At 43.1% G+C, this 16,579-nt stretch carries 18 protein-coding genes and 2 pseudogenes; 9 read left to right on the top strand and 11 right to left on the bottom strand.

Annotation, left to right across the window (positions count from 1 at the left end):
- Positions 1–70: 70 nt before the first annotated feature.
- Both ACYTXL_RS08400 and ACYTXL_RS08395 read left to right on the top strand, forming a co-directional pair.
- Positions 71–400 (top strand): annotated as a pseudogene (locus ACYTXL_RS08400) (YjbQ family protein).
- Between the two features lie 177 nt (positions 401–577).
- A complete protein-coding gene (locus ACYTXL_RS08395; RefSeq protein WP_461924310.1) occupies positions 578–1,651 on the top strand; it encodes a Rieske 2Fe-2S domain-containing protein in 1,074 nt (357 codons plus the stop codon).
- Here ACYTXL_RS08395 and ACYTXL_RS08390 read toward each other — a convergent pair.
- The 4 genes from ACYTXL_RS08390 to ACYTXL_RS08375 form a co-directional block, all read right to left on the bottom strand.
- Positions 1,648–1,947: a hypothetical protein gene (locus ACYTXL_RS08390; RefSeq protein ID WP_461924309.1), complete on the bottom strand. Its 300-nt coding sequence runs from the start codon at positions 1,945–1,947 to the stop codon at positions 1,648–1,650. The two genes, ACYTXL_RS08395 and ACYTXL_RS08390, sit on opposite strands and share 4 nt — an antisense overlap.
- A gap of 185 nt (positions 1,948–2,132) precedes the next feature.
- Positions 2,133–2,621, bottom strand: coding sequence for a hypothetical protein (locus tag ACYTXL_RS08385; protein WP_461924308.1), 489 nt, complete (start codon positions 2,619–2,621; stop codon positions 2,133–2,135).
- Positions 2,622–2,696: 75 nt separating this feature from the next.
- Positions 2,697–3,557, bottom strand: coding sequence for an alpha-L-fucosidase (locus ACYTXL_RS08380; protein WP_461924307.1), 861 nt, complete (start codon positions 3,555–3,557; stop codon positions 2,697–2,699).
- Positions 3,503–3,922: an alpha-L-fucosidase gene (locus ACYTXL_RS08375; protein WP_461924306.1), complete on the bottom strand. Its 420-nt coding sequence runs from the start codon at positions 3,920–3,922 to the stop codon at positions 3,503–3,505. The genes ACYTXL_RS08380 and ACYTXL_RS08375 overlap by 55 nt, the downstream gene beginning before the upstream one ends.
- A gap of 329 nt (positions 3,923–4,251) precedes the next feature.
- Here ACYTXL_RS08375 and ACYTXL_RS08370 point away from each other — a divergent pair, with 329 nt between their 5' ends.
- The 3 genes from ACYTXL_RS08370 to ACYTXL_RS08360 all read left to right on the top strand — a co-directional run bounded on the left by ACYTXL_RS08370 (position 4,252) and on the right by ACYTXL_RS08360 (position 6,362).
- Positions 4,252–4,812 (top strand): Uma2 family endonuclease, encoded by a 561-nt coding sequence (locus ACYTXL_RS08370; protein ID WP_461924305.1) that lies wholly within the window; start codon positions 4,252–4,254, stop codon positions 4,810–4,812.
- A 119-nt stretch (positions 4,813–4,931) separates the two neighbouring features.
- Positions 4,932–5,123, top strand: a complete 192-nt coding sequence (locus tag ACYTXL_RS08365; RefSeq protein ID WP_461924304.1) for a hypothetical protein — start codon at positions 4,932–4,934, stop codon at positions 5,121–5,123.
- Between the two features lie 90 nt (positions 5,124–5,213).
- The gene (locus ACYTXL_RS08360; protein ID WP_461924303.1) at positions 5,214–6,362 is read left to right on the top strand and encodes an AI-2E family transporter; all 1,149 of its coding nucleotides are present in this window, start codon (positions 5,214–5,216) and stop codon (positions 6,360–6,362) included.
- Positions 6,363–6,882: 520 nt separating this feature from the next.
- Here the strand turns inward: ACYTXL_RS08360 and ACYTXL_RS08355 are convergent.
- Both ACYTXL_RS08355 and ACYTXL_RS08350 read right to left on the bottom strand, forming a co-directional pair.
- Positions 6,883–7,665 carry a COP23 domain-containing protein gene (locus tag ACYTXL_RS08355; RefSeq protein ID WP_461924302.1) on the bottom strand — a complete coding sequence of 261 codons (783 nt, stop codon included), beginning with the start codon at positions 7,663–7,665 and terminating at the stop codon, positions 6,883–6,885.
- 230 nt (positions 7,666–7,895) lie between these two features.
- Entirely contained in the window at positions 7,896–8,642 is a 747-nt protein-coding gene (locus ACYTXL_RS08350) for a Uma2 family endonuclease (RefSeq protein ID WP_461924301.1), read from the bottom strand.
- A 62-nt stretch (positions 8,643–8,704) separates the two neighbouring features.
- On the opposite strand from ACYTXL_RS08350, the gene ACYTXL_RS08345 reads away from it, so the two are divergent.
- The gene (locus tag ACYTXL_RS08345; RefSeq protein WP_461924300.1) at positions 8,705–8,854 is read left to right on the top strand and encodes a hypothetical protein; all 150 of its coding nucleotides are present in this window, start codon (positions 8,705–8,707) and stop codon (positions 8,852–8,854) included.
- Positions 8,855–9,113: 259 nt separating this feature from the next.
- On the top strand, positions 9,114–10,181 hold the full coding sequence (locus ACYTXL_RS08340) for an SGNH/GDSL hydrolase family protein (RefSeq protein WP_461924299.1): 1,068 nt from the start codon (positions 9,114–9,116) through the stop codon (positions 10,179–10,181).
- A gap of 104 nt (positions 10,182–10,285) precedes the next feature.
- Here ACYTXL_RS08340 and larE read toward each other — a convergent pair whose 3' ends face one another.
- Both larE and hrmK read right to left on the bottom strand, forming a co-directional pair.
- A complete protein-coding gene (gene larE / locus ACYTXL_RS08335; protein ID WP_461924298.1) occupies positions 10,286–11,125 on the bottom strand; it encodes an ATP-dependent sacrificial sulfur transferase LarE in 840 nt (279 codons plus the stop codon).
- Between the two features lie 58 nt (positions 11,126–11,183).
- Positions 11,184–13,008, bottom strand: a pseudogene (gene hrmK / locus ACYTXL_RS08330) (hybrid histidine kinase/response regulator HrmK).
- A 226-nt stretch (positions 13,009–13,234) separates the two neighbouring features.
- On the opposite strand from hrmK, the gene ACYTXL_RS08325 reads away from it, so the two are divergent.
- Positions 13,235–14,101 carry a branched-chain amino acid ABC transporter permease gene (locus ACYTXL_RS08325; RefSeq protein ID WP_461924297.1) on the top strand — a complete coding sequence of 289 codons (867 nt, stop codon included), beginning with the start codon at positions 13,235–13,237 and terminating at the stop codon, positions 14,099–14,101.
- Positions 14,102–14,122: 21 nt separating this feature from the next.
- On the opposite strand, the gene psaX is transcribed toward ACYTXL_RS08325, so the two are convergent.
- Genes psaX through lipA form a run of 3 tightly spaced genes read right to left on the bottom strand, consistent with a single transcriptional unit; the run spans position 14,123 to position 15,497 of the window.
- On the bottom strand, positions 14,123–14,260 hold the full coding sequence (gene psaX / locus ACYTXL_RS08320) for a photosystem I protein PsaX (protein WP_292825478.1): 138 nt from the start codon (positions 14,258–14,260) through the stop codon (positions 14,123–14,125).
- A 28-nt stretch (positions 14,261–14,288) separates the two neighbouring features.
- On the bottom strand, positions 14,289–14,525 hold the full coding sequence (locus tag ACYTXL_RS08315) for a hypothetical protein (protein ID WP_461924296.1): 237 nt from the start codon (positions 14,523–14,525) through the stop codon (positions 14,289–14,291).
- A gap of 54 nt (positions 14,526–14,579) precedes the next feature.
- The gene (gene lipA / locus ACYTXL_RS08310) at positions 14,580–15,497 is read right to left on the bottom strand and encodes a lipoyl synthase (RefSeq protein ID WP_461924295.1); all 918 of its coding nucleotides are present in this window, start codon (positions 15,495–15,497) and stop codon (positions 14,580–14,582) included.
- 328 nt (positions 15,498–15,825) lie between these two features.
- On the opposite strand from lipA, the gene ACYTXL_RS08305 reads away from it, so the two are divergent.
- Positions 15,826–16,551 (top strand): response regulator, encoded by a 726-nt coding sequence (locus tag ACYTXL_RS08305; protein WP_461924294.1) that lies wholly within the window; start codon positions 15,826–15,828, stop codon positions 16,549–16,551.
- The last annotated feature ends 28 nt before the right edge of the window (positions 16,552–16,579 follow it).

Raw genomic sequence — 16,579 nt, 5'->3', positions numbered from 1 at the left:
ATGATGGATGTTACCTACGCGTTGCCTATGGTGCGCTGCAAAAAGAGACGGCAAAAGAAGGTATACAAAGATTAGTGCAAGGTTTACAAAATATAAGACGCGATTAATCGCGTCTGTACAGGAATTAGGAGTACAGACGCGATTAATCGCGTCTGTACAGGAATTAGGAGTAGCACCGGAATCAGACTGTTACTTGCATAATGACTTGCATTTAAGAGATGTCCCGGAAAATGAGCCGATTAATGCTCACTCTCACTTAATGGCAATGATGCTGACCACTAGTGAGATAATTCCCATTGTAGATAGTAAATTAGCTTTGGGAACCTGACAATCTGTGTTGTTTTTTGAGTTGGATGGTCCGCGCAAAAGAATGGTATTTGTGCAAATTTCTGGCGAATAATCCAACTTCAAACCTACAATCCTCCCAGAGCAACCTAAATCTGAGATAATTACGAACACGACCAACAAGTGCATCAGTTGAATTTACCTACAGCAATTACAAACCTGAAAGAATGTTTTCAACTTTCCTTTTCGCAAACCAGGACTTTCGTTGTGTCAAAGGCAGACGCAATTAGTAATGAAAAATAACGATAATTTTGTATTACGTAATACTTGGTACTATGCTCTGCCTAGTAATCAGATCAAGCTAGGTATGATGATCAGCCGCATTTTCTTGGGAGAACCGGTGCTGTTAATTCGTGACCAGGATGGCAAAGTGTCTGCGATGACAGACATTTGTCCTCATCGTGCTGTGCCTTTGAGTTGTGGTAGATTCAATGGGCAGGAAGTGGAATGCTGCTATCACGGTTGGCGCTTTAACTCGGCTGGACGCTGCACTGCGATTCCATCTCTTGTAGAGGAACAGCAGATAGATTTGAGTCGCTTTGATGTACAGTCATACACAGTTCGGGAAGCCCAAGGGAATATTTGGATATATATGGCTGATGCCGATAACCCTCAACCTGCTTCTGAGATGGAAATTGCGGTAATTCCAGGGTTTGATGAGCGATCCCTACGGGGGGCTTCGCCAACGCCCCAGTTTGTAGAGGTGATGAGATTTCCCTGTTTTATAGATCATGCAGTGGTGGGTTTGATGGACCCTGCCCATTCACCCTATGTTCATAAAGCTTGGTGGTGGCGAAATGAGCAACTGCACGAAGAAGTGAAGCAATTCGACGCTTCGCCCTACGGTTTCACGATGCGACGACACCGATTGCCAGCGAATGGGGGTCGATTATACTGGCTGATTGGCGGTGGTGTACCGGAAACGGAGATTTCTTTTCGTTTACCTGGAGTCAGAATAGAAGAAACCACCATTGGCAACCATCGAGTCGTTAATTTAACGGCAGTTACACCCATTTCAGACACAGAAACTGAGGTAACTTTTGCTCTTTACTGGACACTTCCTTGGGTAGGATTTTTCAAGCCACTGCTACATGTGCTGGCGCGGACTTTCATTGGTCAAGACCGGACGGTTGTGGAAAAGCAGCAGATTGGTCTGAAATATGATCCTGTGCTGCGACTGATTAAGGATTCAGATATGCAGGCGCAGTGGTATTACCAGTTAAAGCGGGAGTATGCTCGGTCTGTCACCCAAGGACGAGAATTTGTGAATCCTGTCAAGGGTCAAATACTCCGTTGGCGTGCTTAATTACTCCAAAGTAAATTCTGCAAATTCTGTTTGTCCAAACAGCATATTTCTGTCTCCGGCTGATAAAATTTTATTCTTGAGGCAAGTCTAAGTAGTTCACTAGATACATTATCAGAGTATCCTTGGATGATATCTGGGCTGGTGGATGAAGTGAATTCCCTAGCTTTTAGTTCAGATGGACAGACTTTAGTGAGTTGCGGTGCAGATTCCACCTCTGAACTCCGTTGACGAGTGTTTGAACTGGATGAATCCACCTCTGAACTCCGTTGACGAGTCTTTGAAGTGGATGAATTCACCTCTGAACTCCGTTGACGAGTCTTTGATACTCCTGAACAACAAACTTTAAAAATTCTCTGGGCCAACAGAGTTAATAACAGGGCGTTCGCCATCCCTTTTTGCAATCCTATGCTCTATCGTAGTGTCTTCATGGGTGCGATCGCACCCATATCATTTAGTCTTAAAATATCGTAGTAAACCGGAGTCAAGCGTAGTCATAGCTCTCCTTTAGATGCAATCTCGTGAACTCACTTAACCTTCCTCCATGCCTAACTCCCTTTACCCTAATTTCCAGCCTAGTTGCCGACTGTACAACTACACGCCCAATCACTCCTTTCCCCTCTGCTAAGTCCCCAGTACTCCACCCATATTCATAGCTTTGGCGTGGCTTAGATAGCGGGAACCCAAACTTATTTATCCGACACAATCGCCTTGTACCTTTACCTTTGCAGGTTATGAGTAATGGTTTGGTTGTGAGTATTTTGAGCATTTCAACCTTACCGACACAAGCAGCATCTAACCAGTGAATTTTCGGTAATCCTAAGCGAGTGCGGTTAAATTTAGTTAGTCCACCTGAACCAGTCAGCACAGTTAATCCAGTCTGTTTTAATCGACTAAATAAGCAAGAGCGAGTTGAATTAACAGCAGCAGCATCTTTGAGTGGACGCTTTGCCTGAGATAAAATGCTTTTCAATAGCTCTGGTTTTTTAGCTAAAAACTTTTCAATATCTTGAGTGCTAACTGGTGAATTAGCGTTAATATCCGAGCTTCAGGAAAGAGGTATCTGGCTGATTTTCAATGTGTAGGCTGGTGATTTTTTACCCACACACATATCCGGTAGCGTGACAACTAAATTCTGTCCGTACTGTTGCCACTCAAGTTTACCTTTTGCCCCTAGCATTGTAATCTTTGCATTTTTCGGCAGAATTAGCCCTGGGATTGTCAGTGTCTGACTCATAGGAGTATCAAGCAAGACAGCATACAAATTACCCTTATTTGTGGTGTAGCGCACTCGGATGCCTTGAGTGGATACATCTTCTGAGCGTATCCAATAGCGCGAACCAAAGATGGCTTCACCATTTACATCTAGCCACTTGCCCAAGCCGAGCAATCGTTCAGTTTGCAGTTTGGAGATTGAACCATCGGCATTTGGCCCAATGTTGAGCAGTAAGTTGCCGTTTTTACTAACAATGTCTACGAATGAGTCAACCAGTTCATCTACTGAAATCATGTTCAAGTCGGTATCATTCTGGTTGTAACCAAACGAGTAACCTAAACCCCTTGTGCTTTCCCATTTCTTTGGTTCGATTTGTTTGAGTTGACTGTATTCAGGTGTGGAGAAGTCGAAGTGTAAACCAAATTGCCCACCTAAATCAAAGCGGTCATTAACGACACCGTTAGGTACGTGATTATAAAAGTAAGCCATAATCCCGTTCGCCTGACCAACAGGGTAGCCAAGGTCATTCCATAAGATAGACGGCTGATAGCGGTCTATGAGTTCGCGCCAGTGAGCGTTAGCATATTCAGCGTACGATTTTTCTTGGATAATAGCTGCAACCAAGCTGTTAAAGTCTGTTACCGTTGTATCTTGTTTAGACCAATCAATACCGCCGGAGTAGTACAGACCCATACGCATACCTTCTTTACTAAGTAGGTAGCACGGTGATGGTTATAGGTATCGCTGCCCTCAAGTTTCATGGAGTTGTAGTACCATTCAACATAAGGGTTGTGCTGGAACCAATATTCCCAACCGCGTTCTGCAACTACCTTATTCTGTTCACCAGTCAGTGGTGCCCAAGCAGGTACGGAGTACACGCCCCAGTGAATGAAAATGCCGAGTTTAGCATCTTTGAACCACTCTGGAACTTCATGTTTTGATAGGGACTCAGTTGTTGGTTCATATATCTGTTGTGCAAAGGCAGTAGAGCCTGTCAGATTCAAAAAGGTACTTAGAATTATCGTAAGAATTAATGCACGTACTAAATGCCGAAACATCACAATGCTCCTGACTGGGGATATATAATTTTACAACTGTATCTCCTCAGTAGCGATTAGCGATTAAAGGCATTGTTGAATATTGGGTTATCAATCTCAAAAATTCTCAGTTGCAAGTATTTCGAGACTTCAAAGATGGGCAATACACAACAGAATTGACATTAACCACAGGTACTATTGTCCCCCTAGCCTTTGGTGATGTATCCGTCCAAGTTAATCGCCTCCTCAGTTTCCCAAAAATATAATTTCTAGCACCTATCAGAAACGAAAGATGCGAGGCGATCGCACATTCGCCCATAATTAAACCATCCCCACTATCCTATTTACTTATGGCGATCGCCAGTCAACTCCAACTAACTTTAGAGGACTTCCTCAAATTACCAGAAACTGAACCAGCATCAGACTTTATCAGCGGAGAAATCATTCAAAAACCAATGCCTCAAGGTGAACATAGCTTGCTCCAAGCTACTCTTTGCGAAACAATTAACGGTATAGCTAGAAGCAAAAAATTTGCTGTAGCTTTCCCAGAACTGCGTTGTACCTTTGGCGGCGCTTCTATCGTCCCGGATGTGTCTGTGTTTCGTTGGGATAGAATTCCTAAAACTCCATCTGGCAGAATTGTTAATCGCTTTGAAATTCATCCCGACTGGGCAATTGAGATTCTTTCCCCAGACCAAACGTTAAAAAAAGTATTGAGTAAATTATTGCATTGTTCGCGCAATGGTACTGAACTCGGCTGGTTAATCAACCCAGAAGATGAAAGTGTGCCAGGGATTTTTCCTGGAGGGCGAGTGGAATTATCCGAAGGTGCTGATAAATTACCCATTCTTGAGGGTATCGAGTTGGAACTGACGGTGGAAGAAGTTTTTGGCTGGTTGAGTTTGACGTAAAAAAGCGAACGCATTTCCTAGAGAAAGTTGGAAAGGATTGTATCTGTAGGTTTATTGTAGAAACTGGGCGGTACAGCCAAAATCATGTGTACCAGAAAAATTTGTATTGCCGTACTTTTATGGAAAATCAACTAGGATTAGTTCTGAAGCTGCTTTTACTCTCAGCTTTGTTATCGCTATTAATTAAGTATGCAGCGCCAAGTCTATCAATTCCAGCGACAACAACCAACGCGCTAATTATAATATTGTTGCCGATTGTAATTATAGCGATCGCGCTACTCTGGCGATTCCAAGCACAGAACCAAAATTAACTCAAACTATTTACGCACAACCTACTAAAATCGGCTAACCTAGCTGAATTACCAAAAAATTGCATCTCGCCAACCGTTGGGAGTCAGCCTGTGAAACTCGGTCAATGGATCGGCTTAATCGCCATCCTTCTTTCTTTATACATCCTGTGGCAAATTCGGGAAGTGCTTTTGCTGATGTTTGCCGCAGTTGTGTTAGCCACTACCTTAAACCGGCTAGCGAAACGCTTCCAACGCTTTGGGATGAGGCGTGGATTCGCCGTCCTTCTAGCAGTAGCTATCTTTTTTGCAGGTATCGCGGGTTTTTTCTGGCTAATTGTGCCACCTTTTGCACAGCAGTTTCAAGAACTAACCAATCAGGTTCCTAAAGGGTTTGAGCGCTTTAATGGTTGGCTTGATGCCCTGAGAACTCGTATTCCTAACCAGTTAGTTCCCTACATTCCAGATATCAATAGCCTCATCCAACAAATACAGCCCTTCGTCAATCGCCTACTGGGAAACTCCTTCGCCTTTGTCTCTGGCTCTTTGGAAGTTGTCCTCAAGATTTTGTTAGTGTTGGTTTTAACAGGAATGATGTTAGCCGATCCCGTGGCTTACCGCCAAGTATTTGTGCAGCTTTTCCCCTCATTTTATCGGCGACGGGTAGATGGGATTTTAGATAAATGTGAAGTCTCCTTGGAGGGATGGATTACAGGCGCTTTTATTGCCATCTGTGTAGTCGGGATGATGAGTCTGATTGGCTTATCAATTTTGGGTGTCAAGGCAGCACTAGCTTTAGCGGTTTTAGCAGGATTTTTTAACTTAATTCCCAACCTGGGACCAACGATGAGTGTCATACCAGCAATGGCGATCGCCTTCTTGGATGAACCTTGGAAAGCGATCGCTGTGTTGATTCTCTACTTTATCATTCAACAGATTGAAAGCAATTTCATCACGCCCGTTGTCATGGCCCATCAAGTCTCATTGCTGCCAGCTCTAACCTTAATTTCCCAACTATTTTTCGTTACTTTCTTTGGCTTCTTAGGATTATTTCTGGCGCTACCCCTAACTGTTGTCGCTAAGATTTGGTTGCAAGAAGTGTTAATTAAAGATGTCTTAGATAAATGGGGAAATAATCATACACAAGAGACTGAGTTTGTGATGGTTTCTGAATCTTCGGAAGCAGATGATAATTGGAAAGCAGAAAGTTCTGATATTAATCAGGAGCGACCGATTGATGATATCTTGCCAAAAGAAGATTAGATAACCGCCCATTCAAGTATTTCTGAATTAGAACAGCTTTACCGCCAAGCAAGAACAGTAAGATTTGATTCGAGGCTTAACAGGTTTTCATTGGTGGACTCAAATAGGTGCTTAATCGTAACTAAATCTATCGAACTCACGTTAAGGAACGTGGATTAAATAAAATGCAAAACCTCACCCTATCTCTAGCTTCCCTCTCCAATATATCGGAGAGGGATTGAGGGTGAGGTAAGCCAGGGACATAAATTGTATCTTATTTAATTCTTATTCCTAAGCTACGACGCTAGCAGAAAAAACGAAGTCATTTGCACTCAGGCTAGTTGATGTAATTCCTAGCAATGCAGCTAACTCTCTATTTCCAATTTTCACGATCGGCATCCGTAAATATTGCCCACCCTCCAAAAATAGCTTGATTGAGATTGGTGTAAAATCTTACTCCAATAAAAATTAGGGTAAGCTGTTTGCCCACCCTATAATTCTTCTTAACTGAACTGTTTTATATTGAGTAATGAAGTATCAATTAGCGGAACTTATCAGGATTTAGACGAGCATTGTTAGGCTGAGACTGACGACCAATTGCTACTCCACTCCGCAAATTGTTTCCAGTACCGCCATCTTTGCGATCGAGGAAAGGTTTCAGATTAATTCCATCTCTAGATGAACTAACCCGATTATTGCCACTGCCTAGAAGTGTGCGTCCTAAATTATATAATTCGTTGCCTCCACTACTGCGATCGCCATAAGTGTTAACGGCTATAGTCTGTTGTCCACTGTCAGCAGTAGTCAAGTTTTGGAAAACGCTATTGCGGATAACATAAGGATCTTTTCCACGCGGTACTGTCAGCACAATTCTACAGGTTGGGTTAGCTTCAGTTGTGACGCAGACAATATTTTCGTTATTTTCAACAGCTGTCTGGAGTTCTTGTAAGCCATCTGGACGATAAAGTTCTAAACGACTGGCAATTGCTGCACAACGCCTTTGTGCGTCCCAACCACCACCCAAAGCTGCAGGCGCCGCCCAAGGAAAGAATTGTCCTGATTGACTTTGTGGCTGATACATGACAGTATACTGACCATTGTAATTCTGACAGCTAAATCGAGTTGTACCGTCAGCCGAGGTTGAAGGTGGTATGCCTGTTGATGTGTCTATTGGGACTGGTCTTGATGTACCACCTGATGGTAGTGTTGGTACTACTACACCTTCGCCACTAGAATCATATTGTGCCATTGCTGCGGAATTGCTCAGACACAAAGATAAGCTAAGACCGCCCAAAGATATAAATCGCAGCAGTTGTGATGACATAAATCATCCTCCAGTAGAAATAGGTCGGGAATTGATAGTTTAAATGACGAATAATTTTGTTTTTTGATTCATCAAAAACGCTATTTTTTCCTCTCTTGCTTTTTTCTGTTCGAGTAGCTTTTTCACCTATGCTGGAATTTTTGCATGACGCGCCACTCCTTCATAGGCAACCCAGCAATTTTTTGCTTAAACTGAGTCACTGAAATACTTGAAAATTTTGTCTATATATGCTATGGCAAATTATTTGGATCAATACCTTGAGATTGTAAATAGGCAATTAGCCGTTCTTTTTGCTGACGTTCCTGTTCGGCACGTTGACGTTCCTGTTCAATTTGTTCCACTGCCCAAAGTAACAAATTACCTGCCTCATCCCACCAGCGCAACCAGTAACCAGTACGGGCTTCTTTTGTTCCTTGCCAAGTTCCCAGAAATAAACCCATTGAATCAATCCAATGACGGCCATTTTCATCAGGTTGCTTTAACTCGTAGCGGCTGTTTTCGAGTTGGTAAAATTCTAACAAACCGCCATTTGGGTCAAAAATCAGGTAAATTGGGACTTGAAGAATCTGCTCATAAAAAAACCATTTTCCTGGTGGATAGGTTCGCTTAAAAGAGTATTCTCCACCTTCAGTCTCAGATATAAATTCCATCACAATTGCCGGAATATCACCCTCTAAATTGGGTGTATAACTTTTGCGTTCTGCCAAAACCTGATTTAGCGATCGCACATAAACCCAGTCGGGTGCTTTAGCCACAAATTGTCCGTTTATCGTCGCACAAAGTCCAAAATTCGAGGCTATCAACATCTGCGGTTGGATGAAACCACTGATCTCAAGGCTTTCGCGCAAAGCACCAGCCAATAGTGGCTGACCTGTATTTTCCACTGGTTCATCCTCTAGGTGAAAATCTGCGGGCAATGCTTCCCAAGATATTACCAGTTCTGTTGAAGATTTAGCTTTAGTGAGTTGGGTTGCCATAAAGACCCCCTTTGATTGATTTGTCTTTATTTTATAGCTAACCAGTGGCTTGTTGTCAGCCGATGCAGCGGTCACTGAGCCAAGTGGAAGTGTGGGGTACGCCGTTACCTTTTGCCGATGAATTTAAAATAGTACTGGCAGATAATGGCTCATTAGTACTAGATTTAGGTCGCGCTTACTTACTTGGTAATCCCGTGCGGAGTATCTACTAATACGAATGAGTTATCAAAAGTGGTCGGCTGATGAAAACAGTGCTTTCAGTAGAAATATCCTCAAAAAGAAGATTTGTATACCACGGACAATGCCGTACTTTAAAGAGATCGTAAAATGTCAAATATAATATTGTGAACACGCTTTACAGAGCCACACAGTATAAATAAGAATAATAACTTAACCGAAGTAAAATTTTCCTGAATACAGGCAAGTAATGCTGTCATAGGGAAAAGCAGTGAGTAGAGGAGAGACAAAGCGATGAAGGACCCTTATCTGTTGGCAGCAGGTTTGTTAACAGGATTGGCAATACCCGCATCGGCTCTTCCACATCTGTCGATTGTCCTGCCAGAAAATTCTAGATTCCTATGGAATTTAAAACAGGGTTCGCAGACAATAGTCAGTACAAAAATTATCAAGAGTGTTGATATCTCCTTCCCAGAACTCAGCGGCCAAGTATTGCAACCCCTAAAAAGTTTGCAGCCAACAGTAGGTGAGAAGAATATCAAGAGCGTTGATATCTCCTTAGCAGAACCCGGCAGTCAGGGATTACCAGCCCCAACAGAGTCACTACTCAACTCTAGTGGCCAACCACTTGGTTTCTCACTGACATCTGGCAATGAACTTTACTACCAAAGATTGGCGGCTCTGAAAACAGGTCAGATTTATACACGCGTAGATAATGGTAATTTGCAATCTTTGTGGGAGTCGATTAAGAAACGTCAACTAACTTATGACGACTGGAAAAGTTTATTAGCCTTAGAAGCGAGAGCGATCGCTCAAGGTCAAGGTGCAAATCATCTAAGTATCTTAGTTGGTGATTCTTTGAGTATGTGGTTTCCTAGAGAAAAACTTCCTACTGGTCAATTGTGGCTAAATCAAGGCATATCTGGAGATACTTCCAGTGGTGTTTTAAAAAGGTTGGGGGCATTTTCGGCAACCCGTCCGAATGTGATTTACATCATGGCTGGGATTAATGACTTACGCAAAGGCGCTAGTGATGAAACAATTTTGCGTAATTATCGCCGAATTATCCACCGCTTACGGCAGACTCACCCACGCGCTCAAATCATTGTCGAATCAATTTTGCCTACTCGCCTACCAAAAGTTTCCAATAGCCGCATTCGTCACATCAACATCCAACTAACCGTGATTGCTAAACAAGAAGGCGCTAATTATCTAAATATTTATAGCTGGTTTACGGATATGGAAGGCAATTTGCGCCCAGAGTTGACTACAGATGGGTTGCATCTGTCTCAAGAGGGATATGATGTGTGGCGATCGGCACTACAGCAGATAGAATACAAGCTGACTCAGCGTGAGAATTGAGCATCTCACTTTCATAAAAAGCCTTGTGAAACCTCACCCCAACCCTCTCCTTGATAAGGAGAGGGAGCAAGAATCTTGTTTCTCATCTGGTATATTTGCAAAACTTAATTACGAATTATTTGAACATCCAAGGCTTCCCGATTCAAAACCTGATTCAACTTCCCACTGCGATAACCTTCCAAATCTAAGGTTACGTAGATAAATCCCAAATCTTGAAATGCGGAAATTAATATTTGTAAATCGGTAGTCAATACAAACTCTTTAATTTGTTCTGATGGTAATTCAATGCGTGCTGTATCCCCTTGCGATCGCACGCGCAAATTCTCCCAACCTAGTTTACGCAGATAAATTTCTCCTCTGCCGACTCGTTGCAATTTAGCGACAGTAATCTCTTCACCATAAGGAAAGCGGGAACTGAGGCAAGGTTGAGCAGGTTTATCCCACCAAGCTAAACTGAGTTGTTGCGAAAGTTGGCGGACTTCTAATTTCGTGACACCGATTTCTGCTAAAGGCGATCGCGCCCCTCTTTCTTTCGCTGCCTGAATTCCTGGGCGATAATCATGCAAATCATCAGCATTCACCCCATCCACTACATAGGGATAACCCAACTCTAAAGCTAAAGGTTTGAGAGTGTCGTGCAACTCACTTTTGCAAAAATAACAGCGATTAACAGGGTTAGAGGTGTAATTGGGATTTTCCATCTCCTGAGTCTGGACGATTTTATGAGCAATCCCAATAGTTGCAGCTTGAATTTTCGCGTCTTCCAACTCTTCTGGTAATAGCGAAGGAGAAACAGCCGTGACAGCCAAAGCGCGATCGCCCAACACATCAAAAGCAATTTTGGCAACCAAAGTGCTATCAACGCCCCCAGAGTAGGCGATCAACGCCTGCTCCATTTCTCTAAATAAGGCTATTAATTGCTCAAATTTTTCTGTCAACATCATTTCCCAATCCTGCCAAAACCCTATAGCACCCAACAATTTCTATTGTAATCATTTCCCCCTACTCCCTTGTTTCCGCCGTTATTGATGGTTTGCTGTACTTCGCCACCAGACTGGCTAAAAGTTTTAAATCAATTGGTTTAGAAATATAGTCATTTACTCCAGCTGCTAGACAAATTTCGCGATCGCCTTTCATTGCCATTGCTGTTTGGATAATTATCGGAATCTTTCCATATTGCTGATTTTCTCGCAGTTGTTGCACCAAGTTAAGACCATTTTCATCTGCCAGGTAGACATCCATTAAAATCAACGCTGGATCTAATTGTGTTAGAGTTTGCCACATCTCAGTAGCATTCTTAGCCCAAGTCACCTGATATCCCAATTCACGTAGATAGATTTGCATCAAATGAGCGTTGGGAAAGTCATTTTCTACCAGCAAAATATCTACACAGGAACTAGGGGTGAAAGGCAGACCAGATGAGGAAAATTTTGCTTTCTCTACTCCCTCATCTCCTCCCACTCCCGCATCTTGCTTAAGGGGAAGTACGAGGGTAAAACGGCAACCGTGATCTATTTCCGATTCCACTTTCACAGAACCACCGTGAATTTGGGCGAGTTTCCGAGTCACTGCTAAACCCAAACCAGTACCTTCAACACCAGCTATAGCCTTGGGTATTTGGAAATAGGGTTGAAACAATTGAGCTTGGTCTTCTTGGGAAATGCCAGTGCCAGTATCCCAAACTGTAAAATGCACAAATTCATCTTTGTGAGCAACCTCTAAGCCAACACTTCCTTTACTGGTAAACTTTAGGGCGTTGAAGAGTAAATTCAACAGCATTTGCTTGAGTCGTAAGGGATCGGCTACTAGGGTTATAATATCAGGGTCAATTTTTAGGTACAGTTTCAAACCCTTATTAACAGCTTTCTCTCTCACCAGCATCAAAACATTCTTACACAACAGTTTCACATCTACTATTTCCCAGTGTATATCCAGCTGATTTGCTTCAATTTTAGAGAGATCCAAAATATCATTAATTAAAGCTAGTAAGTGCTTGCCGCTAGACTGAATGATATTTAAATACTCTTGCTGGCGTTCTCTACTTAGTTCGTACCCTGGCGTTAAAAGCAGGTCGCTAGACAGAATTATAGAACTAAGCGGTGTGCGAATTTCGTGACTGGTATTTGCCAGAAACTGATTTTTCAGTTGATTGGTGTACTCCAATTCTTGATTAGAGCTACTTAACTGTTCATACCGTTGCTGCGAAGATAGGATGTGCCTAAGTTGTAGGAAGGCTGTTGTACACTGCTTGGCAGACCTTGCCATCAATTCTGATCTGAGTTGAGCTTGTAATTCTATGAGCGACTCCCGATCAGAGATCAGGGGCGCTGCGGCGATAATTAGCCAGCCCATGACACTGCCAGAATCATCAGCTAACGGCCAAGCGCCCGGTGGTTGTTGATTCTCAAGGTGCTCCAAATCTTCGACTTCTATAACCTCTTGTAATCTCAACAGCAGCTTTTTTTCTGCTGTCAGCACTTTTAGAAATGAGTTTGCGGATGGAGAACGAGAAACATAGCAAATTGTTGCCACAGTTTCTTGTGGTTGAAACAGAGCGATGCCTACAGTACAATCTGTCAACGCCAGATTACTGTTGTGAACAGCACTGTTAATCTCATTAACCACAGTTTGGAAAACTTCCGCTTCTGCGGCCTCTGCCTGTGAGACACTGTTACAAGCAGAAAGCAGGCAATTAAGGCGACTTTGCAACTGGTTCAAGCTGCTCTCTAGCCACAACTGTGTGCGAAGTTGCTGAATTGTTGTCAAAACTTTTGGTGTTGTCATCTGTCTGTGAGTTCTGGTCTGGTAAGCTTGAATACTGTTGGATGATCAACTAGACCGGTGAACAAGTTTAGCTTCACATAAAAATCCGAACAGGATTCTATGTATATAAGCGGACAATGATTTATTTATTTATAACTCATAATTTTTATTTATAAAGCATAATTTATGTTGTTATGAACCATAACTTATGATGTCAAGTTTAGCAGCTAGACCAAAAAAATTATTGTATGAACCACTAACCTAAAATTTTTTAAAGCAACTTAAGATTTATGGATACTCAATTCGCCCAACTAATCGTTAATGGGATTGCAGTAGGGAGTATTATTGCTCTAGCCGCAGTCGGACTCACTCTTACCTATGGAATTTTACGGCTATCAAACTTTGCTCATGGTGACTTTTTAACTTTAGGAGCCTATCTGACGTGGCTGATAAACTCTATTGGAGTCAATATTTGGCTGTCGATGATCCTGGCGGCGGCGGGAACAGTAGCAGCAATGCTGTTATCAGAAAAGTTGCTCTGGTCAAAAATGCGCTCTATCCGTGCTACTTCTACGACGCTGATTATTATTTCTATCGGACTTGCCTTATTTCTCCGCAATGGGATTATTTTTATCTGGGGTGGCAAGAACCAAAATTATAATTTACCTGTTACTCCAGCTTTAGATATTTTGGGTTTAAAGGTGCCGCAAAATCAATTATTAGTATTAGGGCTGGCGGTGCTAGCAATTTTGGCGCTGCATTACCTGCTCCAAAATACCAAAATTGGTAAGGCGATGCGAGCAGTTGCTGACGATCTGGACTTAGCCAGGATTTCCGGTATCAATGTTGACCGAGTAATTTTCTGGACTTGGCTAATTGCTGGCACTCTTACGTCATTGGGCGGCAGTATGTATGGGTTAATTACAGCCGTGCGCCCGAATATGGGATGGTTCTTAATTTTACCATTATTTGCCTCAGTAATACTTGGTGGGATTGGCAACCCTTACGGTGCGATCGCGGCAGCTTTGATTATTGGCATCGTCCAAGAAATTAGCACCCCTTGGCTGGGTTCACAGTATAAACAAGGTGTAGCACTGTTGATCATGATTTTGGTGCTGCTCATTCGTCCCAAAGGTTTATTCAAAGGAACGATTTGAGCAGCACCACTCCACTTCTAATTATTGAATAATGTGGAAGTAGTAGGCTGCTACCAGGAAGTTGATAGCTAACAAGAACAGTGCCCAGCCCGTGCGAAAGGCGTAGGGAGGTTTAGCTCCACTGTCGGCAACTGGGGAATTCTTAGCTTTAGCAGTCATAATCCGATTCTCCTAATGTCAAGACTTTTTAAGAAATACCAAACTGGCGTACCAAATACCCAAATTCTTTAAGAATGTTTGTGTGAACTTGGGCATTGGGCATTGGGCACTTGTACTGACTTGTACTGAGCGGCGTCTCGTAGAGAAGTCGTTGGCGCAGCTTCTCGTAGAGAAGTATTGGGAATTGGGCACTTGTACTGAGCGTTCGCGTAGCGTCTCGTAGAGAAGTCGTTGGCGCAGCCTCTCGTAGAGAAGTATTGGGCATGGGTTATTCCCCTTGTCTCCCTACTCCCTACTCCCCACTCCCATTCGGCTACGCTCACGGCAAGCCCACTCCTTCCTCTCCAGCATGATAAGAACTGCGAACCAGAGGCCCAGAACGGACATGGTTGAATCCCATTTTCCATGCTAATCTGCCGAGTTGCTCAAATTCCTCTGGAGTCCAATATTTTTGGACTGGCAGATGTTCTAAAGATGGGCGCATATACTGCCCGATAGTCAAGCGATCGCACTCCACAGCCCTTAGATCAGCCATTGCTTCAAGGATTTCATCAAGTGTTTCTCCGTGTCCCAGCATCAAACCTGATTTGGTGGGAATTGTCGGATCAATTTCTTTGACCATAGCCAGCACCAAGAGCGAGCGATCGTACTTCGCTCCCCGGCGCACTGGACCAGTTAACCGTTGCACTGTCTCGATATTGTGATTGAAACAAGCTGGTTTAGCTTTGACAATCATGGCTATCCGTTGGCGTTGGACTGACTCTCCAACACCAGCACCACCCCAAAAATCTGGGGTCAGCACTTCAATTTGAGTCTCTGGGTTCAAGTGGCGGATTGTCGCGATCGTCTTCACAAAGTGCGCTGCACCCTGATCCGGCAAGTCATCACGGGCTACAGAAGTTAGCACTACATAACGCAATCCCAAAAGCTGTACCGCCTGTGCGACCTTTTCGGGTTCCTCTAAATCAAGAGGCATTGGTGCATGACCTTTATCTACCTGACAGAAAGCACAAGAGCGTGTGCAAGTAGGCCCCATTAATAAGAAAGTTGCAGTTTTTTGGGCGTAGCACTCTCCCCGGTTGGGACAGCGCCCTTCTTCGCAAATCGTGTGAATTTGGCCCTGCTTAATAATCCGTTGTACGGTAGAGATTTCACTGGCTTTGCCAATCGGGCGACGTAACCAGCTAGGCATTGCCATAATTTCAGACTTTAGTTTGGCTTGTTGTGACGAAATCATAGACATCCAAGCAAGATACGGATATAGAGTAGTGGTCTGTCAATTAACAAATGATAGATAAGAATAGACACAGGGAGCGGCAACGCTTTTAATCAAGTCACCATCTCCCTTATGCCCTAGTTCAAGGCTAAAGCCTTAAATATCACCATGACACAAATTGAAAAGAGCGCCAGCAAAAGTTTTGTAGAATACCTCTAGCAATGTCATTTATACCGAAATATACTATCCCCCAATTTAGAGAAATTTTGTATATAGTAGTGGGAGAATTCTCAAGGACAATCCGCAAAGTCCCTATTTACACTTAAAGTTTCTGTTAGAGAAAAGAGTCGTGGCAAGCAACAAAATTTTAGTTATCGATGACACTACAGTTGTCAGGGTAAAAGTACGAGAAATGTTGCCTCCGGGCAATTTTGAGGTACTGGAAGCAAAAGACGGTCTGGAAGGACTAAATTTCATCCTTCAGGAAAAACTCAGCCTAATTATGCTAGATTTCCTGTTGCCTAAAATGAGTGGCTGGGAGGTTTTCCAGCAAGTTCAAGCCAACCCAGAGTTAAGGAAAATTCCTTTGGTGCTGATGTCTGGTCGCAAGGAAGAAGTGACCGAGAAAATCACAGAACCATTTGAATATTTTGAATTTCTGGGTAAGCCTTTTGATCAGAAGCAACTAATTAACGCAATTAAGTTAGCTATGACCAAGGCGAAACTGCCACGCCCAGAACTAGTCTCAGTAGGAGCAGTGGCTGCTGTCAAAAATAGCACGATTTCAATCTCTGGTACTGCAAATACTCCGATTGCAACTCCTAGTGCTGCAAACACTCCGCTCGCAACTCCTAGTGCTGCAAACACTCCGCTCGCAACTCCTAGTGCTGCAAATACTCCGCTCGCAACTCCTAGTGCTGCAAATACTCCGCTCGCAACTCCTAGTGCCGGAGGAACCTCCAAGGCCGAAATTAATGCGTTGAACGAGAAAATGGTCAAAATGCAAGCAGAAATTGATGGCTTGAAGAAACAACTAACTCAGGTTGTGACTTTTATTAAACAAAAAATTAAGTAGTATTTGTACTCCTTATTATTATCGCAGC

The organism is Nostoc sp., assembly GCF_054880495.1.
This window is presented reverse-complemented; position numbering and strand designations above follow the sequence as displayed.